The organism is Enterobacter cloacae complex sp. ECL72 (genome assembly GCF_019056635.1).
GTDB classification, from domain to species: Bacteria; Pseudomonadota; Gammaproteobacteria; order Enterobacterales; family Enterobacteriaceae; genus Enterobacter; species Enterobacter hormaechei_C.
The window spans coordinates 4,095,047-4,121,615 of sequence record NZ_CP077659.1; the positions used below are offsets into that span (position 1 = coordinate 4,095,047).

Here is a 26,569-nt window from a genome sequence, read left to right on the forward strand (position 1 = left end):
ATGAAAGGCCGCCTGCTGGACGCCATACCGCTCAACAGCCTGACGGGCGTGGGCGCGGCACAAAGCAGTAAACTGGCGAAGATAGGCCTGCACACCGTGCAGGATCTCCTGCTCCACCTCCCCCTGCGCTACGAAGACCGTACTCAGCTTTATAAGATTGGCGATCTGCTGCCCGCTATTTACGCCACCGTTGAAGGGGAAGTGCTGAACTGCAACATCACCTTTGGCGGACGCAGGATGATGACCTGCCAGATCAGCGACGGCACCGGCATTCTCACCATGCGCTTTTTCAACTTCAATGCGGCAATGAAAAACAGCCTTGCCACTGGACGACGCGTACTTGCGTACGGTGAAGCCAAACGGGGCAAATACGGCGCGGAGATGATCCACCCGGAATACCGCGTGCAGGGTGATCTCAGCTCACCTGAGCTACAGGAGACGCTCACGCCGGTCTATCCAACCACTGAAGGCATTAAGCAGGCTACGCTGCGCAAGCTCACCGATCAGGCGCTGGAGCTGCTCGATACCTGCGCCATTAACGAGCTGCTTCCGCCGGAGCTGGCGCAGGGCATGATGAGCCTGCCGGAGGCGTTGCGCACCCTGCATCGTCCACCGCCAACGCTTCAGCTTGTTGATTTAGAGAGCGGTAAACACCCCGCCCAACGGCGTCTTATCCTTGAGGAATTACTGGCTCACAACCTGAGCATGCTGGCCCTGCGCGCAGGTGCGCAGCGTTTCCACGCGCAGCCATTAAGCCAGCGTGATGAGCTCAAAGATAAGCTGCTGGCCTCACTGCCGTTTAAACCCACCGGCGCCCAGGCGCGGGTGACTGCCGAGATCGAACGCGATATGGCGCTGGATGTGCCAATGATGCGCCTGGTGCAGGGCGACGTGGGTTCCGGTAAAACGCTGGTCGCCGCGCTGGCCGCTTTGCGCGCCATCGCCCACGGTAAGCAGGTGGCGCTGATGGCGCCGACGGAACTGCTGGCCGAGCAGCACGCCAACAATTTCCGGAACTGGTTTGCCCCGCTGGGAATTGAAGTGGGCTGGCTGGCCGGGAAGCAGAAGGGCAAAGCGCGCCTTGCGCAGCAGGAAGCCATTGCCAGCGGGCAGGTGCAGATGATTGTCGGCACGCACGCCATTTTCCAGGAACAGGTGCAGTTTAACGGCCTGGCGCTGGTGATTATCGACGAACAGCACCGCTTTGGTGTTCATCAGCGTCTGGCGCTGTGGGAGAAAGGTCTGCAACAGGGCTTCCACCCACATCAGCTGATCATGACCGCCACGCCGATTCCGCGCACCCTGGCGATGACGGCCTATGCCGATCTGGATACCTCCACCATCGACGAACTCCCCCCGGGCCGTACGCCGGTGACAACGGTCGCCATTCCGGACACGCGCCGCAGCGACATCATTGACCGCGTGCGCAACGCCTGCACCCAGGAAGGGCGTCAGGCTTACTGGGTCTGTACCCTGATTGAAGAGTCTGAGCTGCTGGAAGCGCAGGCTGCCGAAGCCACATGGGAAGAGTTAAAGCTCGCCCTGCCGGAGCTGAACGTCGGTCTGGTTCACGGGCGCATGAAGCCTGCCGAGAAGCAGGCGGTGATGCAGTCGTTCAAACAGGGCGAACTGCATTTACTCGTTGCGACCACGGTCATCGAAGTGGGCGTGGACGTGCCGAACTCCAGCCTGATGATTATTGAGAACCCGGAGCGCCTGGGCCTGGCGCAGCTCCACCAGCTACGAGGCCGCGTGGGCCGTGGTGCGATCGCCTCTCACTGCGTGCTGCTCTACAAAGCCCCTCTGTCGAAAACCGCGCAGATGCGTTTGCAGGTATTACGCGACAGCAATGACGGCTTCGTCATTGCGCAAAAAGATCTGGAGATCCGCGGCCCGGGCGAATTGCTGGGCACGCGTCAGACGGGTAACGCCGAGTTTAAAGTGGCGGATTTATTGCGCGATCAGGCCATGATCCCCGAAGTACAACGCCTTGCGCGTCATATTCATGAACGCTACCCCGAACAGGCGGCAGCGTTAATTGAACGCTGGATGCCGGAAACCGAGCGGTATTCCAACGCCTGACGGTCAGCCAAACATCGGCAGCATCAGGTAGAGCTTAATGACCAGCGCGTTGACGATATCAATGAAGAATGCGCCCACCATCGGCACCACCAGAAACGCCATGTGCGACGGGCCGAACCGTTCGGTGATCGCCTGCATATTCGCGATGGCCGTTGGCGTCGCTCCCAGACCAAACCCACAGTGGCCCGCAGCCAGTACCGCCGCATCATAGTTTTTGCCCATCATGCGCCAGGTAACAAAGATGGCATACAGCGCCATGAACACGGCCTGCACCGCCAGGATCGCCACCATCGGCAGCGCCAGCGAGGCCAGTTCCCACAGCTTGAGGCTCATCAGCGCCATCGCCAGGAACAGCGACAGGCTGACGTTCCCCAGCACGGACACTGCGCGCTCAAAGACGCGGTAGAAGCCCATCTGCGCCAGACCGTTGCTCAGGATCACCCCGATAAACAGCACGCAGACAAAGGTTGGCAGTTCGAAAGCCGTTCCCGCCAGCCATTGCGCAACGATTTTGCCCACGGTAAGGCAGATGGCAATCATGGCGATGGTTTCAATCATCACCAGCGAGGTGATGCTGCGGCCAACGTCCGGTTTTTCAAATGCCGTCGGCACCATTTCATCGTCTGGCCTGCCTTCCGGCGTGGTGGAGTGTTTCACCAGATAGCGCGCCACCGGGCCGCCAATCAGCCCGCCAAGCACCAGGCCAAAGGTCGCGCAGGCCATTGCCACTTCCGTTGCGTTTTCAAAGCCATAGCGTTCGATGAACAGCTTGCTCCACGCCGCGCCCGTTCCGTGGCCACCTGACAGGGTAATCGACCCCGCCAGCAGACCCATCAGCGGATCCAGCCCCAGCAGCGACGCCATACCGATGCCGATGGCGTTTTGCATCAGCAGCAGGCCCACCACAACAATCAGAAACACGCCCAGCACCTTGCCGCCCGAACGCAGGCTTGCGAGGTTAGCGTTCAGGCCGATAGTAGCAAAGAAGGCCAGCATCAACGGATCTTTCAGGGACATATCAAAATCGATTTCCCAGCCCATGCTTTTTTTCAGCACCAGCAGGGCCAGCGCCACCAGCAATCCACCGGCGACAGGTTCAGGAATGGTGTACTTTTTCAGAAAGGAAACACTGTGTACCAGCTTGCGACCAAGCAGAAGAACCAGCGTTGCGGCAACAAGGGTCGACAACGTATCGAGATGAATCATAAAAGGCTCCTGTTATGCGCGTGTTCCATACACACGCGGCGTTATCCTGGGCCGGGTGATGCTCGTCATGAGCCGCCGGCGCGAAAAGTGTAATTTTTTTTTCCTGTTCGTTGTAGAAAACCTGCTCACACCGGCAGATTTTCTCTCTTTTTTTGCTGGCAATCGTTTGCTTTTACCAGGTGGTCAGCTAAAATGCCCGCTTTTCCACCGTGGGATTGCCGCCGATGTCTGTTAACACTCTGGAGTCTGCTGATGCGCAACCGATTGCGCAGAAGCAAAAAAGCGAACTGATTTACCGCCTTGAAGATCGTCCCCCGCTGCCTCAAACCCTGTTTGCCGCCTGCCAGCACCTGCTGGCGATGTTCGTTGCGGTCATCACGCCGGCTCTGCTGATTTGCCAGGCGCTGGGGTTACCGGCGCAGGATACGCAACACATCATCAGTATGTCTCTGTTCGCTTCCGGCGTGGCCTCCATCATTCAAATTAAAGCCTGGGGTCCGGTGGGCTCGGGTTTGCTGTCGATTCAGGGCACCAGCTTTAACTTTGTGGCGCCGCTGATCATGGGCGGTACGGCACTGAAAACCGGCGGCGCAGATGTCCCGACGATGATGGCGGCGCTTTTCGGCACCCTGATGCTGGCAAGCTGCACAGAGATGATCATTTCCCGCGTTCTGCACCTGGCGCGCCGGGTGATCACCCCGCTGGTCTCCGGCGTGGTGGTGATGATTATCGGCCTGTCACTGATCCAGGTGGGTCTGACCTCCATCGGGGGCGGCTACGCGGCAATGAGCGACCATACCTTCGGCGCGCCGAAAAACCTGCTGCTGGCAGGCGTCGTGCTGGCGATCATTATTCTGCTTAACCGCCAGCGTAACCCGTACCTGCGCGTGGCATCGCTGGTGATCGCCATGGCGGCCGGTTACCTGCTGGCGTGGGCGCTGGGCATGCTGCCGGAAAACACCACCCCAACCAACAGCGCTTTGATTACCGTGCCAACGCCGCTCTACTACGGCCTGGGCATTGACTGGAGTCTGCTCCTGCCGCTGATGCTGGTCTTTATGATCACTTCGCTGGAAACCATTGGCGATATCACCGCCACTTCCGACGTGTCCGAGCAGCCGGTCTCCGGCCCACTGTACATGAAACGTCTGAAAGGCGGCGTGCTGGCGAACGGACTGAACTCGTTTGTCTCGGCGGTGTTCAACACCTTCCCGAACTCCTGCTTTGGCCAGAACAACGGCGTGATCCAGCTGACCGGCGTGGCCAGCCGCTACGTGGGCTTCGTGGTAGCGCTGATGCTGGTGGTCCTCGGCCTGTTCCCGGCGGTGAGCGGGTTTGTGCAGCACATCCCTGAGCCGGTGCTGGGCGGCGCGACGCTGGTGATGTTCGGTACCATCGCGGCCTCTGGCGTGCGTATCGTCTCCCGCGAGCCGCTGAACCGCCGCGCAATCATGATTATTGCGCTGTCTCTCGCCGTAGGGCTTGGCGTCTCCCAGCAGCCGATGATTTTGCAGTTTGCCCCTGACTGGGTGAAAAACCTGCTCTCTTCCGGCATCGCCGCGGGCGGTATTACCGCTATTGTGCTGAATCTCATTTTCCCGCCTGAAAAGAACTGATCCCCACACGGCAGGCTGTCAATGCCTGCCGTGACATCTCTTTACACCATTCCCGCCTTGAGCATTGCGCATAAATCGTGCATAACACCCTTATGTGCGTTTCGCGGGAAGGAAGACCATGAAATTTATTGGAAAGCTGCTTATCTATCTTCTGGTAGCCCTGCTCATTGTAGTGCTCGCCTTTTATTTTCTGCTCCAGACCCGCTGGGGCGCATCGCAGGTCAGCAGCTGGATCACGGTGAATACCGATTACGAGCTCAACTTTGACCTGATGGATCACCGCTTTTCATCTCCTTCTCACATCCTTCTGGAAAACGTTACCTTCGGACGAGATGGCAAACCGGCCACGCTGGTCGCTAAAAAAGTGGATATTGGCTTAAGCAGCCGCCAGATCACCGACCCGCTGCATATGGATGCCATCACCCTGTTCGATGGCACGCTGAATTTATCGCCGCAGACGGCGCCGCTGCCGTTCCAGGCCGACCGTCTGCAACTGAATAACATGGCCTTTAACAGCCCGAATACGGAGTGGGATCTCAGTGCGCAAAAGGTGACCGGCGGCGTCAGCCCGTGGCAGCCCGAGGCGGGGAACGTACTGGGAAAAAATGCGCAAATCCAGATGAGCGCCGGGTCGCTCACGCTCAACGGCATACCGGCCAACAACGTGCTGATTCAGGGACAACTCAACGGCAAAGAGGTGGTGCTGAATACCATCGGTGCCGATATGGCGCGCGGCTCGCTGACGGGCTCGGCTCTGCGTAATGCCGACGGTGGCTGGGTTATCAACACCCTGCGTCTGAATGAGATCCGCCTGCAAAGCGACAAATCGCTGCTGGATTTCTTCGCCCCTCTCTCCACCCTGCCTTCGTTACAGATTGGGCGGCTGGAAGTGACCGATGCCCGTCTACAGGGGCCAGACTGGGCGGTAACCGACCTCGATCTCAGCCTGCGTAACCTCACCCTGAGTAAAGGTGACTGGCAAAGTCAGGAGGGAAGATTATCCATGAACGCCAGCGAATTTATCTACGGCTCGCTGCATCTGTTTGACCCTATCCTGAATGCGGAATTCTCCCCGCAGGGCATTGCGCTGCGTCAGTTCACCTCCCGCTGGGAAGGGGGCATGGTGCGTACCTCCGGCAACTGGCTGCGCGAGGGTCAGGCGCTGGTGCTGGACGACGTTGCCATTGCCGGGCTGGAATATACGCTTCCGGAAAACTGGAAAACGCTGTGGATGGACCCGCTCCCGGTATGGCTGAACAGCGTAACACTGAAAAAATTCGGACTGAGCCGCAACCTGGTGATCGACATCGATCCGGCGTTCCCGTGGCAGATCACCTCCCTCGACGGTTATGGCGCTAATCTGCGGCTGGCGCAGGATCACAAGTGGGGCGTGTGGGGCGGTAACGCAACCCTCAACGGGGCGGCAGCAACCTTTAACCGCGTCGACGTGCGTCGCCCGTCGCTGGCGCTGAATGCCAACGCCGCAACGGTAAATATTACCGATCTGAGCGCCTTTACCGAGAAAGGGATCCTGGAAGCGACCGCCACCGTGTCACAGCTGCCACAGCGACAAACCACCGTGAGCCTGAACGGGCGCGGTGTACCACTCAACGTTATGCAGCAGTGGGGCTGGCCAGCGCTGCCGATTGCGGGCGACGGCAATATTCAGCTCACCGCCAGCGGAAGCGTGCAGGCCAATGCGCCGCTGAAGCCGACGGTGAATGGGAAGCTGAGCGCGGTGAATATGGATAAACGGCAGGTGCAACAGACGATGACCGGCGGGATGGTGTCGACGGTGGCTCCGGCACAGTAAAAAGCCGGGTGGCGGCTTCGCCTTACCCGGCCTACGAGGTTTTGGTTCCTTCTACCGTGGGTGAGGGCATCAGACCGCATAATTACCGTAGGCCCGGTAAGCGAAGCGCCACCGGGCATTTTTCCAGCTCAGAGGTGAACCACCACCTCATCCCCCTCGGCTTTCACCACCACACCCCATTCGCTGCCCGCATGTGAACCGCCTTTTACGCCGCCGACCTTCTGCACGTTGCGCAAGCACACCGACCAGTTTTGCGCATCTCCCGCGCCGGTAAAGGTCACGACGTCGCCCTGACGTGACGCCTTCAGCGCAAACACTACAGAACCGTCCGCCGCAGGCACTTCACTCACCGCCGTTGCGCCATCGCTCAGGTTAAAGAGCTGGAAGGCCGTCCCCTCGTGCCACGCATAGTCCGGCTTCTGGTTATTATTGCCGAGCGCCAGCAGCGTGTTGTCGCGCACATAGACCGGCAGGCTCTGGAAATCGTGCTGCTGCTTATGCCAGCGGCTACCCTCGATTTCATCGTTGTGCCACAGGTGCGTCCAGCGCCCTTCCGGCAGGTAGAACTGCACGTCGCCCGCCTCGGAGAACACCGGCGCCACCATCATTGAATCCCCCAACATGTACTGGCGGTCGAGGTAATCGCACGCCGGATCGTCCGGGAACTCCAGCATCATCGCCCGCAGCATCGGCGTGCCGAACTCGTGCGCCAGCGCCGCCTGACGATACAGGTACGGCATCAGCTGGCATTTCAGCTGCGTGAAGTGGCGCACCACATCGCAGGACTCGTCATCGTACGCCCACGGCACGCGGTAGGATTTGCTGCCGTGCAGGCGGCTGTGGCTGGAGAACAGCCCGAACGCGCACCAGCGTTTGTAGACGTGCGCCGGAGCGGTGTTTTCGAACCCGCCGATATCGTGGCTCCAGAACCCGAAGCCGGACAGCCCAATCGACAGCCCGCCGCGCAGGCTTTCGGCCATCGACTCATAGTTGGCGTAGCAGTCGCCACCCCAGTGTACCGGGAACTGTTGCGCACCCACGGAGGCAGAACGGGCAAACAGCACCGCCTCTTCTTCTCCCACCGTCTCTTTCAGCACGTTCCACACCAGTTCGTTGTAGATGTAGGCGTAATGGTTATGCATCTTCTGCGGATCGGAACCGTCAAACCACTGGACCTCCGTCGGGATACGCTCGCCGAAGTCGGTCTTGAAGCAGTCGACGCCGATCTCCACCAGGCCTTTCAGTTTGTCCGCATACCACCTGCACGCGTCCGGGTTGGTGAAGTCGTAGATCGCCAGCCCCGGCTGCCATTTGTCCCACTGCCACAGGGAGCCGTCCGGGCGCTTCAGCAGGTAGCCCTTCTCTTTCAGCTCCCGGAAGATCGGCGATTTCTGGCCGATGTACGGGTTGATCCACACGCAGACCTTCAGCCCTTTCTCTTTCAGGCGGCGGATCATGCCTTCCGGATCGGGGAAGGTCACCGGGTCCCACTCGAAGTCGCACCACTGGAAGGCCTTCATCCAGAAGCAGTCGAAGTGGAACACGTGCAGCGGCAGGTCGCGCTCGGCCATGCCGTCGATAAAGCTGTTAACCGTCGCTTCGTCGTAGTTGGTGGTGAACGAGGTGGTCAGCCACAGGCCGAACGACCACGCAGGCGGCAGCGCCGGACTGCCGGTGAAGCGGGTATAGCGGTTCAGCACTTCTTTCGGCGTCGGGCCGTCGATCACGAAGTACTCCAGATACTCCCCTTCCACGCTGAACTGCACTTTGGAGACTTTTTCGGAGCCGACTTCAAACGAGACGTTCTCCGGGTGATTCACCAGCACGCCGTAGCCGCGGTTGGTCAGGTAGAACGGGATGTTTTTGTAGGACTGCTCGGTGCTGGTGCCCCCGTCGCGGTTCCAGGTTTCGACCGTCTGGCCGTTGCGCACCAGCGCGGTAAAGCGCTCGCCCAGGCCGTAGACCGTTTCCCCCACGCCCAGATCCAGACGTTCAAACACATAGTTGCGATCGGTATTGCTGTCCTGCACGTAGCCGTTGTTTTTCAGCTGGCTGCCGGTAATGCGCTGGCCGTTGCGCAGGAAATCCAGCGCCCAGAACTCGCCTTTGGCGACGCGCACGCTGACGCTGCCGCTTTTCAGCTCGGCAAATTCGGCGTTGTTTTCAATCTCAACTTTTACATCCTTCAGAACGTTCAGCGGATAGTGCGGGCCGTTGTTCAGCGCACCCTGGAAGTGCTCAATGCGCACCCCGACAATCCCTTCCTGCGGGGCAAACAGGCGCACCGTGAACATCAACGTGTCGAGCTGCCAGGTGCGTTCGCGCACGTCACGCGGCGCCACATACACCACCAGGTCATTGCCCTGCTGCTCCACGTCGAACACCTGCACCGGATAGGTCACATTCAGGCCCGGTTGAATAAGCCAGTTTCCATCACTGATTTTCATGCTTACGTCCTCTTAGTTCTGCAATTCTTTGCTGACCGGCAGGTTTTCAAACTCCTGCTGATTGCGGCGCGCGCCCTGCGCCAGCTCGCGCAGAATTTTGGTCAGGAAGGGGGTTTTCAGCGTGTAGTAGCGTTTGGCGATGATGGCGCTCAGCACGTAACAGATCGCCGGTGCCAGGGTAAACAGGCCGATGATGATGCTGATGGTCGCGCTGTTCTGGGTTTTGGCTGCCGCGTCGTAGCCGCCGCCTGCCAGCATCCAGCCTATCATCGCCCCGCCCAGCGCCAGGCCGAGTTTCAGCACGAACAGCGTGCCCGCAAAGCTGATGCCGGTCAGACGTCTGCCGTTGGTCCATTCGCCGTAGTCGACGGTATCGGACATCATTACCCACTGAATCGGCGTCACCAGCTGGTGCAGCACGCCGATAACGAAGATGAAGCCGAACATCAGGACGGTGGCATGCATCGGCACGAAGAACATCGCCACGCTGACCACCGCCAGCGCGGCGTTGGTCCACCAGAAGATGCTGACCTTGCACTTCCAGTCGGTGAGCGGTTTCGCCAGCGCGGAGCCGATCAGGTTGCCGACGCAGTAGGTGGTGAGGAACGCGACGAACACTTCCGGCGAACCCATGATCCAGGTGCAGTAGTACATCATCGCGCCCCCGCGCACGCAGACGGCGAGAATGTTGAGGATGGTGAGCACGCCGACGATGCGCCACTGGTCGTTTTGCCAGATATCACGCAGATCTTCACGCATGGAGGTGGTGCTCGGCGGCACCTGGATGCGCTCTTTGGTGGTGAAGAAGCAGAACGCCAGCATCAGGAACGCGACCACCGACAGCACGGCGATCCCGCCCTGGAAGCCGAAGGCTTTGTCATCCCTGCCAATCAGGTTCACCAGCGGCATCATCAGCACCGTAGAGAGCATACCGCCCGCCGTCGCCAGCACAAAGCGCCAGGACTGGAGGGAGATACGCTGCGTCGGGTCGTTGGTGATCACGCCGCCCAGCGCGCAGTACGGGATGTTGACCACGGTATAGAGCAGGGTCAGCAGGGTGTAGGTAACGGCGGCGTAAACCATTTTACCGTTGAGGCTGAGGTCCGGCGTGGTATACGCCAGCACGCAGACGATGCCGAACGGAATGGCGCCGAACAAAATCCACGGACGGAACTTACCCCAGCGGCTGCGGGTGCGGTCGGCAATCAGCCCCATGCACGGGTCGGAGATCGCATCCAGCGCGCGGGCCAGCAGGAACATGGTGCCGACAAACCCGGCGGGAATAACAAAAATATCGGTGTAGAAAAACATCATATAAAGCATGACGTTATCAAAAATGATGTGGCTGGCGGCGTCTCCCATGCCGTAGCCAATCTTCTCTTTTACTGACAGGACTTCGCTCATATTTTTATCCTTCACGCTGTAGGGGGCGCTGAGACCGGTTACCGTTTTTTAAACCATTGTTTCAGGAGCGGGTATTGCGTTTTCTGGTTAAGAGATTACGTTTCTTGTTTTTTGTGATCGGGATAAAAGTTGGTGAGCACGAAATGCTAACCTGAGGATTTTCTTAAGAATTAGCTGAAACAGGGGGGTTAAGGTCAAAAGAGAGGTGAAAAAAGTGGTGTGGGGTATGTGGTAAATGCCTGAAAGTAGCTATAATGCGCCCCGCCTCCATGTAGCAATGCAGGCGCGGAAGATCGTCATCTCCGGTGAGGTGGCTGGACTTCAAATCCAGTTGGGGGCGCCAGCGTTCCCGGGCAGGTTCGACTCCTGTGATCTTCCGCCAATTAGCTTCTAATGAACTCCACTGTCTCAAGTAAATCCCCTATAATACCCGCAATTAAAGCTGATTATGTTCTCCCGAGGTCTACTGTCTCTACCAGAATCAAGTGCATTCTGGGGGCATAATGGGGGGCATGATTTATAGCCCTATTTTGAGATGCCCCCAATGAAGCTAACAGTCAGACAAATTGATACAGCCAAACCCAAAGAGAAGCCGTATAAGCTATCTGATGGTGGCGGCCTCTACCTTGAAGTAACTACCAACGGCTCACGTTACTGGCGTTTAAAGTATCGCTACGCAGGTAAAGAAAAGCGTCTTGCTTTCGGCGTTTATCCCGAGATTTCTCTCGCTCAAGCACGCGAAAAGCGTGATGCTGCGAAAAAGCTGCTGTCTGCCGGAAGCGATCCCGGTGAAGTAAAGAAAGCAGAGAAAATTGCCCAAAAGCTTAACTATGAAAATACCTTCGAAGCTATTGCCCGTGAATGGCATCAGTTGAGAGCGGATCGTTGGTCATTACGCTATCGCGATGAAATTATTGATACCTTTGAAAAGGATATTTTCCCCTACATCGGTAAGCGCCCTATAGCTGAAATTAAGCCCATGGAATTGCTGGAAACCCTTCGTCGTATGGAAAAGCGTGGTGCATTAGAAAAGATGCGCAAAGTCAGACAGCGCTGCGGTGAAGTATTCCGTCATGCGATTGTGACCGGACGCGCTGAATACAATCCAGCACCCGATCTCGCCACAGCCCTCGCAACACCAAAGAAAACACATTTTCCATTCCTGACAGCCGAAGAACTCCCTCACTTTCTTAGGGATCTTGCCGGTTACACCGGTAGCGTTATTACCAAGACTGCGACTCAAATCATCATGCTTACAGGGGTACGAACTCAGGAATTACGTTTTGCCCGCTGGGAGGATATCAATTTTGAAAAGCGGCTTTGGGAGATCCCTGCTGAAGTGATGAAGATGAAACGACCACACATCGTTCCAATGTCGGATCAGGTTGTCGAGCTCTTTGAGTCACTTAAACCTATTACCGGGCTATACCCACTGGTATTCGTCGGACGTAACGATCGAACGAAGCCGATCTCAAAGGAAAGCGTTAATCAGGTTATTGAGTTATTGGGATATAAAGGAAGGCTGACAGGACATGGTTTCCGCCACACGATGAGTACCATCCTCCATGAAGAAGGTTTTAACTCAGCGTGGATAGAAACGCAGCTAGCACATGTGGATAAGAACGCGATACGTGGGACTTACAACCATGCGCAGTATTTGGAGGGGCGGAGAGAAATGATGCAGAAGTATGCAGATTATGTAGAAAGTTTAGTCTCTCGAGGTGTGTGAAAATTCAGCAGTATAAAGATTCTCACCCCCTATTAGCATTCTTATAATAGAGATTGAGAATCTTTTTTTTCCCTCTCGCTTAAAAGCTAAATACTTTATATTTAACTTACCCGAGCCCTGGAGCGCTCCTGCTCACGAATTCGTGCCTCAATTTCGGCATAAAGATTAGCTTCAGCATTTTCTCTGTCCGTTGCAGTAACAACTAATGCATAAGGTTCATGTTGGCTATTAAGTGGGGTGCCCCACTCACGATCATTTCTAGTTACAACCACAAACCACTTTTCATCTGGAGACCTTTGCTTAAAAGTCCAACTAGAGGATTGTACTGTACCATGATCACGTTGTTGTGCAGTAATAGAACGATTGCTTACCGCATCGTCATTCCTAGAATCAGTACCATCTTGTATATCATGATTAAAGTATTGCTGAACATCTTGCAACGAAGAACCTTTAACAAGCCTGTAAGATATTTGTGTTGCTGTATAATCTAATCGCGTTGTCCTGACTGCTGGTGAATACGCTAAAGTAATGTGCAGTTCTCTTACTGCTCGCTGAGTTCTTAAAAAAGATGTAGGTAATGGAAGCTCAAAGAATTGATGAGTGTCATCAGAGATTTGCTCTTCACACATCATAACAACTACTTCCTCGGACGAGCGATATAAACCATCTTCCTCAACAACTCCATATCCAACGACATCTCGAATAACACTACGATTTCGGGTTGAAGGTTCAGATTTATAATGTTCTGTAACCTCTTCTGAGAATGTATTCTCCATCTGCGGTGTCAGCGCAGCGTGATTGACAAGCATAGCTCGCAACATATTGGCAGACATATCTGGATATTCATTGAGTAAACGTGCAGCGAGGTGCGTGATATAAGGTGCAGAAAAACTAGTTCCACTTTGTTCAGAGAAAAGTGTACTTCCTTGGAATTGATGGTGGCAGCTTAGCACACCAAGTCCTCTGGCATGTTGTCGCCATTGACCTCCAGCATTACGCATAGGTGCCGCAAAGTTTCCACCGTGCGCAACTATTTCTGGTTTAAATGCACCTTTCACAGAAGGTCCATGCCGCGTGAATGGTGAAGGTTGATATTCACCTGCAGGGCTTAAATGGCTAATTTCATCAGCACGACGTTGAGCGTCAAATGTTGCATTATGCCTTGCATAACTTCCTGCCGTTAGAACATTGAGTGCGGGCGCTGGATCAATAATAACTGAGCTATCGTGGATTAAATAGCTGGGATACTCTGCCCGCCAACTTTCTACTGGAACATCAGGGTCACTGCTACCATTAAAATTACCTGCGGAAACTACGAAAAGAATATTGTGACGCCTCGCCAGCACATCAAGCACATAAGCAATACCTCGGATGTGCTTTCCATCGTAAGGCGCATTTGCATTGCCAAGTGATAAGTTAAAAATACGACATCCTAGACCAACGAAATATTCTACTGCTTCGGTCAAAGTTGTTTCAATCGTAGCAGTATCAAATTCCCCTTGGGCATTAAGAATTTTGCCGTTATATAACCACATTGACGGTTGCCAGAAATTGCTAGCATCGCAAGCCTCAACATCACCATATAGGGCAATACCTGCAACAGCAGTACCATGTCCAAAATGGTCAGATTCATCTTCATTATCCACGAAGCAGGCACTCTCAGCTATTGCACTACGCAATAATGGATGTGCGGTATTAATTCCACTATCAAGGATGCAAACTTTTACGGCATTAGGTAATGGAGATGGGATATATTCGGGGATAAAATTGATATCTTTGTTCAGTTTCTCATACGAGATTCCACTGACAGGAAGACGGTCCACCATTCGAACATCACGGTGCTCAAGCAGTTTTTCAGCTTGCTCTAAATTTACTCTTACCCGGTACATCAGCAAACTATCAAGATTAATTCTATCCAAGCGATGAATCATATTTTCGCGGAGCCAGTTTTCAAATTCTCCGCAGATCCGAGCTCGAGAAGGATGTTGTGTCGTTTCTACCGGCCACAGCTCAACATCTAGACCGAAGGAATCTGAATCAGGAAACCCATACTGTTTCACTGACCAGCTTTTGCGATCCTCATTAGTCCAAACATCAACGCTATCCAATGCGGTTAAAATTTGCTGGTAGGTTATATGAGCGTGACCAAGCTGTGAAAGGTGTTCCTCAAAAAGAGCGATTCCTCGTTCATCAGCAAAGGCAATACATATTGTTTTATCTTCTTGACTGACGAACTCTATTCCATGCCTATCCATATGAGCAATATCTAACATCCCGGTATACTGTAACTTCAGCATATACCGACCATCATTATCCTTTCCTGGAATTTGTGGATTAGCTAATTGTGTAATACTTCGTAATTGCTCAGACAAAATGCGTCCATGTAAGCGCAAGTCAGCACGCTGTGTTCTCGGAATTTTGAACTGGCGTGTGCGTCTAGGGTTCTGAAGAGATTCTTTAGCAATACTAAGATGTTGATATTGTTCCGTCATTTATTATCCCTGACGAGTTTTGTTTATATTTTCCCGTAAAAGTGCATTCTTAAGATCTTTGAGAGTCAAAAACTCTTGGCTACGTAAAATCATTCTCTTGATTGCACGTCTTACAATCCGTTCTAAATCAGCACCACTTTTTCCAATGAATAGTGAGAGAACCTCATCGTCTTCAAGCTCAAACTGGCGGCGAATACCACGAAGTTTGAGTTTCATCAATTCTGACAACTGATGTTTATCGGGTAGTGGAAACTCAATAGCATCGTCAAAACGCCTCCAAATAGCACTATCCAGGATATGTTCATGGTTTGTTGCTGCAAGAATTAAGCTTTTTCCTTGGTATGCATCCATCATTTGTAAAACAGCATTTACAACTCGTCTTAACTCACCATGATCCCCACTATCCCCACGTTCTTTACCTATAGCATCAAACTCATCGAAGAGTACAACCATTGGGTATTGAGAGATAAAATCAAATATTTGGCGTAGGTTAGCAGCAGTTTCACCAAGATATGAAGAAACCAGAGTATCAAGCCTGACGATGGCCAACGGCATATCCAATTCACAAGCCACTACTTCTGCAGCAAGAGTTTTACCGCACCCAGGAGGACCAAAAAAAATAACTTTACTGATAGCTTTCATTCCGTAAGTGCGTAACACATCAGCCCTACGATTTTCTTCAAGTATCTCTTCGACAGCATCTGAACTTGATTCAGGTAGTACGATTTCATCTAAAGAACGACTTGGCTGTCTAATATCTAGCAAGGGCAAGCCTCGCTCTTTGTCCACTGGCACTGGAGGTGCAGCGGGCACTCGAGAGGTTTGTATCGCATGATCACCATAAAGAATATGTTCAAGGTCATTGGCAAGAAGATGATGTTGTTTTTGTCGTTCTTCTTCAATGATCACTTCCGAAACACGACGGAAGGCCGCGACATCACCTGTCGCTCCAGCTTTTATAAGCTGTCTTAGAACCTTACCGTTAGCCATCTTTTTCCCCTGAGCATACCCATACAAATAAAACCTTTAGTTCAGTTTAGCATCGGCGTAACGCCATAAGAAGTTCGTTCTATCAACATTTCTTGAATCCCTGAAGATTTTATTTGCATATCAGAATGGGGGTTACATCCTTTAGGGAATTTTATAAAAATATGAATATCAATAAGTTAAGCAACTTACTGATATCATGATAAAAAAATCCCACAACAAAAGTTATATATGATTTTTCGAATATATTGTTGCGATCTTAGACCTACAGAGTATCCTGTTATTAAACTAACCGGAGGACAGATGCTACTAACATCCTTACAACTCTTCAAAAATCTCTCCGATGAAACCCGCCTGGGCATCGTGCTGCTGCTCAGGGAGATGGGAGAGCTGTGCGTGTGCGATCTTTGCACGGCGTTGGAGCAGTCGCAGCCCAAGATCTCCCGTCATCTTGCAATGCTCCGGGAAAGTGGTCTATTGCTGGACCGTAAACAGGGCAAGTGGGTTCACTACCGCTTATCCCCGCATATTCCTTCCTGGGCCGCTCAGGTGATTGAGCAGGCCTGGTTAAGCCAACAGGACGACGTACAGGCCATCGCCCGTAAGCTGGCATCGGCAAACTGCTCTGGTAGCGGTAAGGCTGTTTGCATCTAAAAAATTTGCCTGAACATATATGATTTTACGAATGTGAGGTATTTAGAATGAAGACGTTAACAGTGTTTGACCCGGCAATGTGCTGCAGTACCGGCGTATGTGGCTCAGATGTCGATCAGGTTCTGGTTGATTTTTCTGCTGATGTGCAGTGGCTGAAAGGACGTGGCGTACAGGTTGAGCGTTACAACCTGGCGCAGCAGCCCATGAGCTTTGTTCAGAATGAGAAAGCGAAAGCATTCCTCGAAGTATCTGGAGCAGAAGGGCTTCCGCTACTGCTGTTGGACGGTGAAACTGTGATGGCAGGGCGATACCCAAAACGTGCTGAGCTGGCTCGCTGGTTCGGTATTACGCTGGAGAAGGTAGGGTTAGCTCCCACCAGCTGCTGTGGTGGTAATACTTCCTGTTGCTGAATATGTCAGGAGGACATATGAAATTCTTACAGAATATCCCGCCTTACCTGTTTTTTACTGGCAAGGGAGGCGTAGGAAAAACTTCCATTTCCTGCGCGACGGCTATCCGCCTTGCCGAACAGGGCAAGCAGGTTTTGCTGGTCAGTACCGATCCTGCCTCGAATGTCGGCCAGGTATTCGACCAAGCTATCGGTAACAACATTCGCCCTGTGACAGCAGTTCCTGGGCTTTCTGCTCTGGAGATTGACCCGCAGGAAGCCGCCCAGCAATACCGCGCCAGAATTGTTGATCCTATCAAAGGTCTTCTGCCAGATGACGTTGTTAACAGTATCAGCGAGCAGCTTTCAGGAGCCTGTACCACTGAGATTGCGGCGTTTGACGAGTTCACCGGCTTATTGACAGACGCTACCCTGCTGACCCGCTTCGATCACATCATTTTTGATACAGCGCCGACGGGCCACACGATTCGCCTTCTCCAGCTTCCCGGTGCCTGGAGTAGCTTCATTGAAAGTAATCCAGATGGTGCTTCCTGTCTTGGCCCAATGGCCGGGCTGGAAAAGCAGCGTGAGCAGTATGCTCATGCAGTAGAGGCGTTATCCGATCCTGAACGTACCCGCCTGGTTCTGGTTGCACGACTGCAAAAATCGACGCTGCAGGAAGTCGCCCGCACCCATGAAGAACTGGCTGCAATTGGCCTGAAAAACCAATACCTGGTGATTAATGGTGTGCTGCCTAAAGCCGAAGCTGAACATGACGCCCTGGCCGCTGCGATATGGCAACGTGAGCAGGAGGCACTGGCAAATCTTCCTGCCGGTTTATCTGAGCTACCGACAGATACCCTATTACTACAGCCAGTCAATATGGTTGGTGTGTCCGCATTGAAGGGACTGCTGGATATCCATTCTGAGGCGTTACCGCTCCCGGCAACGAACGCTCTGTACATGCCTGAAAACTTATCGCTCTCTGGCCTGGTCGAGGATATCGCTCGCAGTGAACACGGCCTGATTATGCTGATGGGCAAAGGTGGCGTAGGGAAAACCACGATGGCTGCGGCTATAGCCGTCAGGCTGGCAGACATGGGATTTGACGTGCATCTCACGACCTCTGATCCTGCTGCGCACCTGAGTACAACGCTGAACGGCAACCTCAAAAACCTGCAGGTCAGCCGCATCAACCCTCGCGATGAAACCGAACGCTATCGTCAGCATGTTCTTGAGACGAAGGGAAGAGATCTGGACGAAGCAGGGAAACGGCTACTGGAAGAGGATTTACGCTCTCCCTGTACAGAAGAAATTGCCGTGTTTCAGGCCTTTTCCAGGGTGATTCGTGAAGCGGGTAAACGGTTTGTTGTCATGGATACCGCCCCTACGGGACATACGCTATTGCTGCTGGATGCGACCGGGGCTTACCACCGAGAGATTGCCAAAAAAATGGGTAGTAAAGGTCATTTTACTACCCCAATGATGCAACTTCAGGATCCGGATAGAACCAAAGTTCTGCTTGTTACGCTTCCTGAAACCACACCAGTGCTGGAAGCGGCAAACCTGCAGGCTGACCTTGAAAGAGCGGAGATTCATCCGTGGGGCTGGATTATCAATAACAGCCTTTCCATTGCGGATACGCGTTCTCCGTTGCTTTGCCAGCGTGCTCATCAGGAACTGCCTCAGATTGAGGCTGTTAAGAATCAGCATGCTGACCGTATAGCGCTTGTTCCGGTGCTGGCGTCAGAGCCCACCGGTATTGAAAAGCTCAGAGAGTTGATGAGTTAATTTTTTGGCATATACAGGGCGACAAAGTCGCCCTGTCAGGAGGTTTTATGTTACTGGCAGGCGCTATTTTTGTCCTGACCATTGTTTTGGTTATCTGGCAACCAAAGGGATTAGGGATCGGCTGGAGTGCAATGCTGGGCGCGGGACTGGCTCTGATATCTGGCGTTGTGCATGTGGGCGATATTCCGGTGGTGTGGAATATCGTCTGGAACGCGACGGCGACCTTTATTGCCGTGATTATTATCAGCCTGCTGCTTGATGAATCAGGCTTTTTCGAATGGGCGGCATTGCATGTTTCTCGCTGGGGTAACGGTCGTGGCCGTTTGCTCTTTACGTATATCGTTCTGCTAGGTGCAGCGGTAGCGGCACTGTTTGCCAACGATGGTGCGGCACTTATTCTGACGCCGATAGTCATCGCCATGCTACTGGCATTAGGGTTCAGCAAAGGCACGACACTGGCATTCGTCATGGCTGCTGGGTTTATTGCCGATACAGCCAGCCTGCCGCTTATCGTATCCAACCTGGTAAACATCGTTTCTGCAGACTTCTTTGGACTGGGCTTCACCGAGTATGCGTCGGTAATGGTGCCGGTTGATATTGCAGCCATTGTTGCCACGCTGGTTATGCTACATCTGTTCTTCCGCAATGATATTCCACCGACTTACGACCTGGCTCTCCTGAAAGCACCGGCAAAGGCGATTAAAGATCTGGCAACCTTCAGAACTGGCTGGATAGTGTTGATCCTTCTTCTGGTTGGCTTTTTCGTCCTTGAGCCGTCGGGTATCCCGGTCAGCGCGATTGCTGCTGTAGGCGCTGTCATTCTATTTGCGGTGGCGAAACGAGGCCATGCCATTAACACCGGTAAAGTGCTGCGCGGTGCGCCATGGCAGATCGTCATCTTCTCATTGGGGATGTATCTGGTGGTCTACGGTCTGCGCAACGCCGGGCTGACCGAATACCTTTCAGGTGTGCTGAACGTACTGGCGGATAAAGGACTCTGGGCTGCGACGCTGGGTACTGGCTTCCTGACGGCTTTCCTGTCTTCCATCATGAACAACATGCCTACCGTGCTGGTTGGCGCTCTTTCTATCGATGGAAGCACCGCAACAGGCGTTATCAAAGAAGCGATGATCTACGCCAACGTGATTGGCTGCGATCTGGGCCCGAAAATTACACCTATTGGTAGCCTGGCAACGCTGCTCTGGCTGCATGTACTTTCACAGAAGAATATGACCATCACCTGGGGATACTATTTCCGCACAGGGATCGTCATGACTCTGCCTGTGCTGTTTGTAACGCTGGCCGCGCTGGCGCTACGTCTCTCTTTCACTTTGTAATGAGATACTGATATGAGCAACATCACCATCTATCACAACCCGGCCTGCGGCACGTCGCGTAATACGCTGGAGATGATCCGCAACAGCGGTAATGAACCGACCGTAATTCTTTACCTTGAGACTCCACCTTCACGCGATGAGTTGGTCAAACTTATCGCAGATATGGGGATTACAGTACGGGCGCTGCTGCGTAAAAATGTCGAGCCTTATGAAGAACTGGGGCTTGCCGAAGATAAGTTTACTGACGATCAGTTAATCGATTTTATGCTTCAGCATCCGATCCTGATTAACCGCCCGATTGTGGTGACACCGTTGGGAACGCGCCTTTGCCGCCCTTCCGAAGTGGTACTGGATATTCTTCCGGATGCGCAAAAAGGCGCATTTGCTAAGGAAGACGGCGAGAAAGTCGTTGATGAAACAGGTAAGCGATTGAAATAAACATAAAGGGGGCAGACGCCCCCTTATTCTTGCCTCAAGGCATAAGACCTGAACCTTCTGGCAGAGTACTATTCCCTTCACCAAGTTTCATTTGCAGCAAAACCGTGTCAAGCCAGCGGCCATGTTTGAAACCAATGTCCTTTAATGTGCCTATTTCAGTAAATCCTGCGCGGATATGCAGCGCAACAGAAGCAACGTTAGCGCTGTCACCCACAACAGCAATCATCTGACGATATCCCTGAGATTCGGCCCATTTTAATGCATGATCGAGCAGTGCTTTTCCGACGCCCTGGCGCTGATAAGCCGGATCAATATATATCGAATTTTCAACCGTGAACCGATAAGCATGGCGTTCGCGGTAACGGGAAATATAACAGTAGCCAATGATCGTATCGCCCTGCAGGGCGACATACCATGGGAATCCCCGAGACTGAATGCTCCTCAGTCGGTTAAGCATTTCCTGCATATCCGGAGGTTCGGTTTCGAAGCTACCTGTACCATGCAGAACATGGTGAGCATAGATATTGCGTATCGCGGTAATGTGCTGTTCTTCAGCTTTGATAATGTGCATCGAATTGCTCCAGTAATGGTGTTTTACAAACTACCGGAATTCGCGACAGCAGGTTAAGCACTTAAACTTATAATCTGTATAAGCAAAAGTTTGGCTACAGAAGATGGGGCCGCAGCCCCATCTATTAGCCTGCCATTTTTGCCAGCAGAGCTGCACCCACTGGTTCTTCGTTCTGCAGTGGTGTTAATGCAATACGCTTTGCAAACTGCTCTGTAACGTCATTTATCAGCGGCAGTTCGCGACTGGCTCGGGTTACCAGGAACGGTGAGGACGGTTTCGCAGCAGCCAGACTGCTATTGATTACCCATGCCCATGGTTCAATTTCAGCCCGACGCAAATCCTGTTGCAGGTTTGCTGCTTCCAGTACAGGTGTCGTTTCGGCAAGCGTCACGATAATCACCTTCGTCTTCTCCGGGTCCTGCAATTGCATCATTGGCGTCAACACATTGTCATGCGTTTGCCCCATCTGACGCACCATTTCCCGGTGATAGGCTCCTGTTGCATCCAGTAGCAGAAGCGTGTGACCTGTTGGCGCTGTGTCCATAATGACAAAATGTTCGTCTGCCTCTTTGATGATCCGCGAGAATGCCTGGAAGACGGCGATCTCTTCAGTACATGGTGAGTGGAGATCTTCCTCCAGCACCGCCAGCCCTTCTGCATCTAACCCTTTCCCCTGATTTTCCAGAACAAAGCGACGATAGCGTTCAGTCTCTACTTTCGGGTCAATACGGCTGACCTGAAGGTTTGGTATCGAGCCATCCAGCGTATAAGACAGATGTGCTGCCGGATCTGACGTCGTCAGATGGACTTTATGCCCGCGTTTTGCCAGAGATACCGCCACCGATGCTGCAACAGCCGTTTTGCCGACACCGCCTTTACCCATCGTCATTACCAGACCTTTACCTGTCAGGCTGAGTTCATCCACCAGCGAGGCAAGTTTCGGTAAATCCAGAGTGTTCAGCGTCGTAGTTAGGAGAGACATCGAGGCTTCGCTCTCTGTAAATAACCCACGCAGGGCTTCGAGACCGACCAGATTAAATGGCTTCAGATACAGCTGCGAGCGGGGAAGGTTCGCCAAATTCTCTGGCATAGCAAGTAGCGCTTTTTCCTCCCGAGCTAAAATACTTTGCGCCAGCGGATCATTTTCACCCACAAATGGCGGCAACACACCATTAATGGCAAGGTGTTGATGCCGTAAACCGATAGCAGACAGCTCATCATGCGTATGGGAAACCTCTTTCAGTGTCGAAGCCTGGGCGCGGGCAACCAGAACCAGACGCGTGAGTGCAGCATCAGAGAGCGCCTTAACCGCATCTGAGTACTGGTGCTGTTGTTTCTCCAGCCCCACCAGCGGCCCGAGGTTAGCGGCGGCATCGGGGTTCGCTTCCAGATAACCGCTCCAGGCTCCCGGCAGCTCAAGCATGCGGATGGTGTGACCGGTTGGCGCGGTATCAAATACGATATGGTCATATTTTTCCCGCAGCTCATGATTGGTCAGTAGACCGGTAAACTCATCAAACGCAGCGATTTCCGTGGTGCATGAGCCAGAGAGCTGTTCTTCAATACTGCTGACCACATCGGCTGGCATCAGCCCGCGAACCGGGTCGAGCACGCGGTCACGATAAGCCTGTGCTGCAGCCATCGGATCAACTTCCATCGCGGCAAGATTTTCTACGGTGCTGATATCTGTGATTCGGTGGCCGATAGTCTGGCTAAAGACCTGGCCGACATTGGAAGCCGGATCGGTACTCACCAGAAGCGTTCTCTTACCCTGATCGGCCAGCCATACCGCAGTAGCACAGGCCAGAGATGTTTTACCCACGCCACCTTTGCCAGTGAAGAAGATGAACGGGGGAATGTCTTTTAAAAATGGAATATTCATCAGTAATAGCTCCTCTGGAATTAAGGCATACGTGGAATGCTGCAGCAGCGTGGTTGCGTGTTGTCTTCACTCCAGTCCTGAGTAAGCGGAATACCTGACCAACGGGCGATATCTTCACGCGTCGGGAGTTTGCCTGCCATCACGAGCTTCCCATCGAGCAAGGTGACGGGGAGGGACTCCATTCCTGATGTGTTCAGGAACTCTTTGATGACAGGGGTATTCAGGAACTGCTGCGGGTTCTTCGCAAGGCTGTAGCGCTGAATATCAACGCCATTCTTTTTCGCCCATTCGGCGTTGGCGTTCCATTTGACGGCATCGTCGCTGACCACAACGCTACTGGTTGCGCAGCAGCCTGCTGCTTCAAAGATCTCAATTTTTGACATGGACTGTTTACCTCAGTGTTTAGTCATTTGGCTTTACACTGAGGTAAACGAAGGTGACGGGAAAAAGATGCGCGATTAATTCATTTTTTTGTGGCAGCAGACGGGAGACGTGTCATCCGCCTCAATCTGACAAAGTTCTGTCATCGTTTCTTTCAGGTGCTTTCTGGCCCGAAGCAAACGGGATTTAAACGCCGTAAGCGTAATTCCCAGTTCATCGGCCAGAGACTGCTGGGGACGCCGGTTAAGGTCGGACTCTTCAATCAACCATCGCTCATCTTCGGGTAAAGCCTGTAATGTTTCAGGCAGGCAAATATCCAGCGTTGAGATTGCATCAGGGGATGCGTCTGTTAATGGGGCATCTTCTTCCAGCTCAACAAACTCCCTGGTGGTGCGGTACTCATCAATCAGCAGATTCCTCGCCGCCCGATATAGCCAGGCTCGCGGATTCTCCATCTCGCAGAAACTGTCTGAATGAGCGCGGGCACGCAGGAATAGCTCTTGCAGAAGGTCTGCTGCTTTTTCGCTATCACCTGTCTTCGATGTCAGGAAGCGAGAAAGTTCGGCTTCATGTTGCCGCCATAACGCGCTCATGCAGTTGTTGAATGCCGTTACTTCACTCATCCTAGCCCTCAGATTTTGCTCTGATTAACCCGCCTGGAAAGTTCTTCTGCAGACTCTTTACGTTCGCTGTAGCGATCGACGAGATAAGCTGAGCTACCTCTTGTCAGCAGAGTAAATTTCACCAGTTCTTCCATCACATCCACGATGCGGTCGTAATAAGACGATGGTTTCATTCGTCCATCTTCATCAAACTCCTGCCAGGCTTTTGCCACGGAGGACTGATTCGGGATGGTGATCATCCGCATCCAGCGGCCAAGAATGCGCATCTGATTTACGGCATTGAAAGACTGGGAACCACCGCAGACCTGCATAACGGCCAGCGTCTTACCCTGAGAAGGGCGAACAGCACCTTCCGAAAGTGGTATCCAGTCAATCTGGGCCTTCATGATGCCGGTCATCGCACCATGGCGTTCAGGTGAGCACCACACCATGCCTTCGGACCAACGAACCAGCTCACGCAGCTCCATGACTTTAGGATGCGAATCAGGCGCATCATCAGGAAGAGGCAGACTAGAAGGATTGAAGATCCGCACCTCTGCGCCCATGGCAGTCAGCAGCCTTGCAGCTTCCTCAGTTGCCAGTCGGCTGTAGGAACGTTCGCGTACAGAGCCGTACAACATGAGGATACGTGGAGGATGGGGAACGGCAGGAACGCCGAATCTTGCCTCTGTGATTGAGGTGTCGAACAAACCCGAATCAACATTCTTAAGATCACCTGTCATTTTACTTCTCCGTCTTCTGGGGCATGGTGAGGCAGTCGTCAGTTCCTGAGCAGCATTCTTCTGTCAGGAAGGCAATCAGAGCCTCAAGATTTTCATATCGAGCATGGCAAAAGAGCGTTCTGCCCTGACGTTCCTGGCGTACCAGAGAAACTGATATCAGCGATGAGAGATGATGGCTCAGCGTAGAGGCAGGGATGTCGAGCCGCTTCTGCAGTTCGCCAACCGGTAAACCTTCATGCCCGGCTTTAACCAGCTCTCTGTACACGCTCAGTCGTGTAGGATGTCCCAGCTCTTTCAGGGTGTCTGCTGCTTTTGAAAGCTCCATTTGCATCTCGTTTCTATATTTCCGGAATTGTGGAAATATACCTAATTTCATTTCCTGGTAAAAGAGGGGCAATGGTAGATGTCGGCACGCTCAGATTTAACCTACGAACTCTAACGACCGAAACTGTCTCTTAAACGTCTAACACATAAATCAAGTCGCGACATTTCGGACAAACCTTGTCCCCATGCCAGTGAGTATCGCACCAGCAGCATCGCCATTGCCGTATCGTCGTGTTAGTAGGTCGAAGGCGCATTTCTGGAGGCGGGATAGTTTTTGGCGAGGTTTGTTCTGGTACTGTTTGGGGCTTGTTAAATCGACATGTTTTAAGCCGAGCAACATTGTTGATATGCCTCGGTATGTGCACAAACGTTTTTGTAGATGTCAGAGGATCAAACTGAAGACCGATCTGCAGTTTGCAGTAAATACAAAGCAATGAATCAAAATCAACCTGTTGAACAGATTCTGGTGTAACCCATTCACCATCTACGGTGACGGCGTGAGTGGCTAAGACGAAGTAATTCATCATGAACTCCGTAACAAATGAAAAAAGCCAGCATGGTTAGCTGGCTTTGTAGATAGAAGGGGGGAAGGAAGCATTACCGACTGTTACAACAGGTTAGGTTTACCGGCCTATTTATGCTCTCTTCCTTTTTTTCAATGAACGTACTTCTCCGCGACCAAAGGTTCTGGCATTACCCGGAAGAACCAGACGTGCACAGGCATCGATTTTGGTGATGTAACTTAGCGCCTTAAGTAACCCCTTGTCCTTACTACTGTCACCGCGTTTCAGTTTGCCGAGGCAGCAGTCCTCATAACGCTCTTTGTAAGCGTTGCAGTTGTAGAACATGCCTTTACCTTTAGTAATAGTTTCATTCCAGTATCTCCCGAAAGCATGAGCAATCACGCCATCCTGTTGTGCCTTATTACCATTTAAGATAAATAGCATGTGGTAATGAAATTTACGTTGTGGGCCATATTCCAGTTTCCATACCGTCCCGAGGACATGGCGAAACATTGGATTCTTTTGCATATTGCGAAACAGCTGCTGACGGTGCTTACGGGCATCATCAGCAGTGATATCAGCTTTGTGCTCATTTGCCCATGATAAATCAACCCGCAAGACCAGCAGCCGGGAATGACGCTCCTGCAGATGTCTGATGTAATTCATCACTCCCTTCAGATTTTTAACCGAAGCTCGCTGGTACTTTCTGCATGCTTGTTTAAATCCTGCCTGACTTACAGTAAATCGGTAATCCTGCACCAGCTTATTCAGCACTTCTGCTGTGGTAACGGTATCTGCCCCTACTATTTTCCCGTTATGGACACGCGCATATAAATCAGCGCGAGTAAATAAACGCTGAAATGTAGTTATACGTGGATTAGCCATTCGTACTTTCATCGCATCTTGCGGCAACATATTGAGATGACGGATAGCATCAAGAATGATGGCTGACTCTGCACTCTCTTTGTATCCTGATCGGTTATACAGAATAGTGAAAGGTAACTTACGTCCTCTGCTGACAGTTTTAAGGCACATATCCAATTGCTCTAATTTGAATCGGAACTCATTGTCATCAGAGATGATGATGTGGGGAGTATTATTCTCAATATGATATTCAGAATGAGATAACAGGAATGATTCTGGTAAGTCCATAATGTGCTTCCCTGATGCCTGTCAGTA

22 protein-coding genes and 1 tRNA gene are annotated in these 26,569 nt (G+C 52.7%); 10 read left to right on the forward strand and 13 right to left on the reverse strand.

Going from position 1 to position 26,569, the window contains the following annotated elements:
* Complete coding sequence (gene recG, locus KTH07_RS19770; RefSeq protein ID WP_017383630.1) at window positions 1-2,082, forward strand: ATP-dependent DNA helicase RecG; 2,082 nt, start codon at window positions 1-3, stop codon at window positions 2,080-2,082.
* Between the two features lie 3 nt (window positions 2,083-2,085).
* On the opposite strand, the gene gltS is transcribed toward recG, so the two are convergent.
* Window positions 2,086-3,288: a sodium/glutamate symporter gene (gene gltS / locus KTH07_RS19775; RefSeq protein WP_006812438.1), complete on the reverse strand. Its 1,203-nt coding sequence runs from the start codon at window positions 3,286-3,288 to the stop codon at window positions 2,086-2,088.
* A 224-nt stretch (window positions 3,289-3,512) separates the two neighbouring features.
* Here gltS and xanP point away from each other — a divergent pair, with 224 nt between their 5' ends.
* On the forward strand, window positions 3,513-4,904 hold the full coding sequence (gene xanP / locus KTH07_RS19780; protein WP_032620690.1) for a xanthine/proton symporter XanP: 1,392 nt from the start codon (window positions 3,513-3,515) through the stop codon (window positions 4,902-4,904).
* A 118-nt stretch (window positions 4,905-5,022) separates the two neighbouring features.
* Window positions 5,023-6,717 carry an AsmA family protein gene (locus KTH07_RS19785; RefSeq protein ID WP_032620691.1) on the forward strand — a complete coding sequence of 565 codons (1,695 nt, stop codon included), beginning with the start codon at window positions 5,023-5,025 and terminating at the stop codon, window positions 6,715-6,717.
* 128 nt (window positions 6,718-6,845) lie between these two features.
* Here KTH07_RS19785 and yicI read toward each other — a convergent pair whose 3' ends face one another.
* On the reverse strand, window positions 6,846-9,164 hold the full coding sequence (gene yicI, locus KTH07_RS19790; RefSeq protein WP_032620693.1) for an alpha-xylosidase: 2,319 nt from the start codon (window positions 9,162-9,164) through the stop codon (window positions 6,846-6,848).
* Window positions 9,165-9,176: 12 nt separating this feature from the next.
* Window positions 9,177-10,568 (reverse strand): glycoside-pentoside-hexuronide family transporter, encoded by a 1,392-nt coding sequence (locus KTH07_RS19795; protein WP_063162108.1) that lies wholly within the window; start codon window positions 10,566-10,568, stop codon window positions 9,177-9,179.
* 287 nt (window positions 10,569-10,855) lie between these two features.
* On the opposite strand from KTH07_RS19795, the gene KTH07_RS19800 reads away from it, so the two are divergent.
* Together KTH07_RS19800 and KTH07_RS19805 are read left to right on the forward strand one after the other, a co-directional pair.
* Window positions 10,856-10,950, forward strand: a tRNA-Sec gene (locus tag KTH07_RS19800).
* Window positions 10,951-11,112: 162 nt separating this feature from the next.
* Window positions 11,113-12,297 carry an integrase arm-type DNA-binding domain-containing protein gene (locus KTH07_RS19805; RefSeq protein ID WP_063162107.1) on the forward strand — a complete coding sequence of 395 codons (1,185 nt, stop codon included), beginning with the start codon at window positions 11,113-11,115 and terminating at the stop codon, window positions 12,295-12,297.
* Window positions 12,298-12,398: 101 nt separating this feature from the next.
* Here the strand turns inward: KTH07_RS19805 and KTH07_RS19810 are convergent, their stop codons facing one another.
* Both KTH07_RS19810 and KTH07_RS19815 read right to left on the reverse strand, forming a co-directional pair.
* Window positions 12,399-14,789, reverse strand: a complete 2,391-nt coding sequence (locus KTH07_RS19810; protein WP_074147574.1) for a S8 family peptidase — start codon at window positions 14,787-14,789, stop codon at window positions 12,399-12,401.
* A gap of 3 nt (window positions 14,790-14,792) precedes the next feature.
* Window positions 14,793-15,779, reverse strand: coding sequence for an AAA family ATPase (locus KTH07_RS19815; protein ID WP_032294507.1), 987 nt, complete (start codon window positions 15,777-15,779; stop codon window positions 14,793-14,795).
* A gap of 300 nt (window positions 15,780-16,079) precedes the next feature.
* Here KTH07_RS19815 and arsR point away from each other — a divergent pair, with 300 nt between their 5' ends.
* The 5 genes from arsR to arsC are packed head-to-tail and all read left to right on the forward strand — an operon-like array spanning window position 16,080 to window position 20,384.
* A complete protein-coding gene (gene arsR, locus KTH07_RS19820) occupies window positions 16,080-16,430 on the forward strand; it encodes an As(III)-sensing metalloregulatory transcriptional repressor ArsR (RefSeq protein WP_054627853.1) in 351 nt (116 codons plus the stop codon).
* Between the two features lie 47 nt (window positions 16,431-16,477).
* On the forward strand, window positions 16,478-16,840 hold the full coding sequence (gene arsD / locus KTH07_RS19825; protein ID WP_054627854.1) for an arsenite efflux transporter metallochaperone ArsD: 363 nt from the start codon (window positions 16,478-16,480) through the stop codon (window positions 16,838-16,840).
* 17 nt (window positions 16,841-16,857) lie between these two features.
* Window positions 16,858-18,609, forward strand: coding sequence for an arsenite efflux transporter ATPase subunit ArsA (gene arsA / locus KTH07_RS19830; RefSeq protein WP_054627855.1), 1,752 nt, complete (start codon window positions 16,858-16,860; stop codon window positions 18,607-18,609).
* Window positions 18,610-18,656: 47 nt separating this feature from the next.
* Entirely contained in the window at window positions 18,657-19,946 is a 1,290-nt protein-coding gene (arsB, locus tag KTH07_RS19835) for an arsenite efflux transporter membrane subunit ArsB (protein WP_054627856.1), read from the forward strand.
* A 12-nt stretch (window positions 19,947-19,958) separates the two neighbouring features.
* Window positions 19,959-20,384, forward strand: a complete 426-nt coding sequence (gene arsC / locus KTH07_RS19840; RefSeq protein ID WP_054627857.1) for a glutaredoxin-dependent arsenate reductase — start codon at window positions 19,959-19,961, stop codon at window positions 20,382-20,384.
* 34 nt (window positions 20,385-20,418) lie between these two features.
* Here the strand turns inward: arsC and KTH07_RS19845 are convergent, their stop codons facing one another.
* From KTH07_RS19845 to KTH07_RS19880, 8 genes are all read right to left on the reverse strand, one after another.
* The gene (locus KTH07_RS19845) at window positions 20,419-20,955 is read right to left on the reverse strand and encodes a GNAT family N-acetyltransferase (protein WP_054627858.1); all 537 of its coding nucleotides are present in this window, start codon (window positions 20,953-20,955) and stop codon (window positions 20,419-20,421) included.
* 124 nt (window positions 20,956-21,079) lie between these two features.
* The gene (gene arsA / locus KTH07_RS19850) at window positions 21,080-22,837 is read right to left on the reverse strand and encodes an arsenical pump-driving ATPase (RefSeq protein WP_054627859.1); all 1,758 of its coding nucleotides are present in this window, start codon (window positions 22,835-22,837) and stop codon (window positions 21,080-21,082) included.
* 20 nt (window positions 22,838-22,857) lie between these two features.
* Entirely contained in the window at window positions 22,858-23,220 is a 363-nt protein-coding gene (locus KTH07_RS19855) for an arsenic metallochaperone ArsD family protein (protein WP_054627860.1), read from the reverse strand.
* Window positions 23,221-23,295: 75 nt separating this feature from the next.
* Window positions 23,296-23,841: a sigma-70 family RNA polymerase sigma factor gene (locus KTH07_RS19860; protein WP_063162106.1), complete on the reverse strand. Its 546-nt coding sequence runs from the start codon at window positions 23,839-23,841 to the stop codon at window positions 23,296-23,298.
* Window positions 23,842-23,849: 8 nt separating this feature from the next.
* The gene (gene arsH / locus KTH07_RS19865) at window positions 23,850-24,563 is read right to left on the reverse strand and encodes an arsenical resistance protein ArsH (protein WP_054627862.1); all 714 of its coding nucleotides are present in this window, start codon (window positions 24,561-24,563) and stop codon (window positions 23,850-23,852) included.
* 1 nt (window position 24,564) lies between these two features.
* Complete coding sequence (locus tag KTH07_RS19870) at window positions 24,565-24,888, reverse strand: helix-turn-helix transcriptional regulator (RefSeq protein WP_025760241.1); 324 nt, start codon at window positions 24,886-24,888, stop codon at window positions 24,565-24,567.
* Between the two features lie 130 nt (window positions 24,889-25,018).
* Entirely contained in the window at window positions 25,019-25,414 is a 396-nt protein-coding gene (locus tag KTH07_RS23625) for a putative zinc ribbon protein (protein WP_126493370.1), read from the reverse strand.
* A 108-nt stretch (window positions 25,415-25,522) separates the two neighbouring features.
* Window positions 25,523-26,542: an inovirus-type Gp2 protein gene (locus KTH07_RS19880; protein WP_063162105.1), complete on the reverse strand. Its 1,020-nt coding sequence runs from the start codon at window positions 26,540-26,542 to the stop codon at window positions 25,523-25,525.
* Window positions 26,543-26,569: the final 27 nt, after the last annotated feature.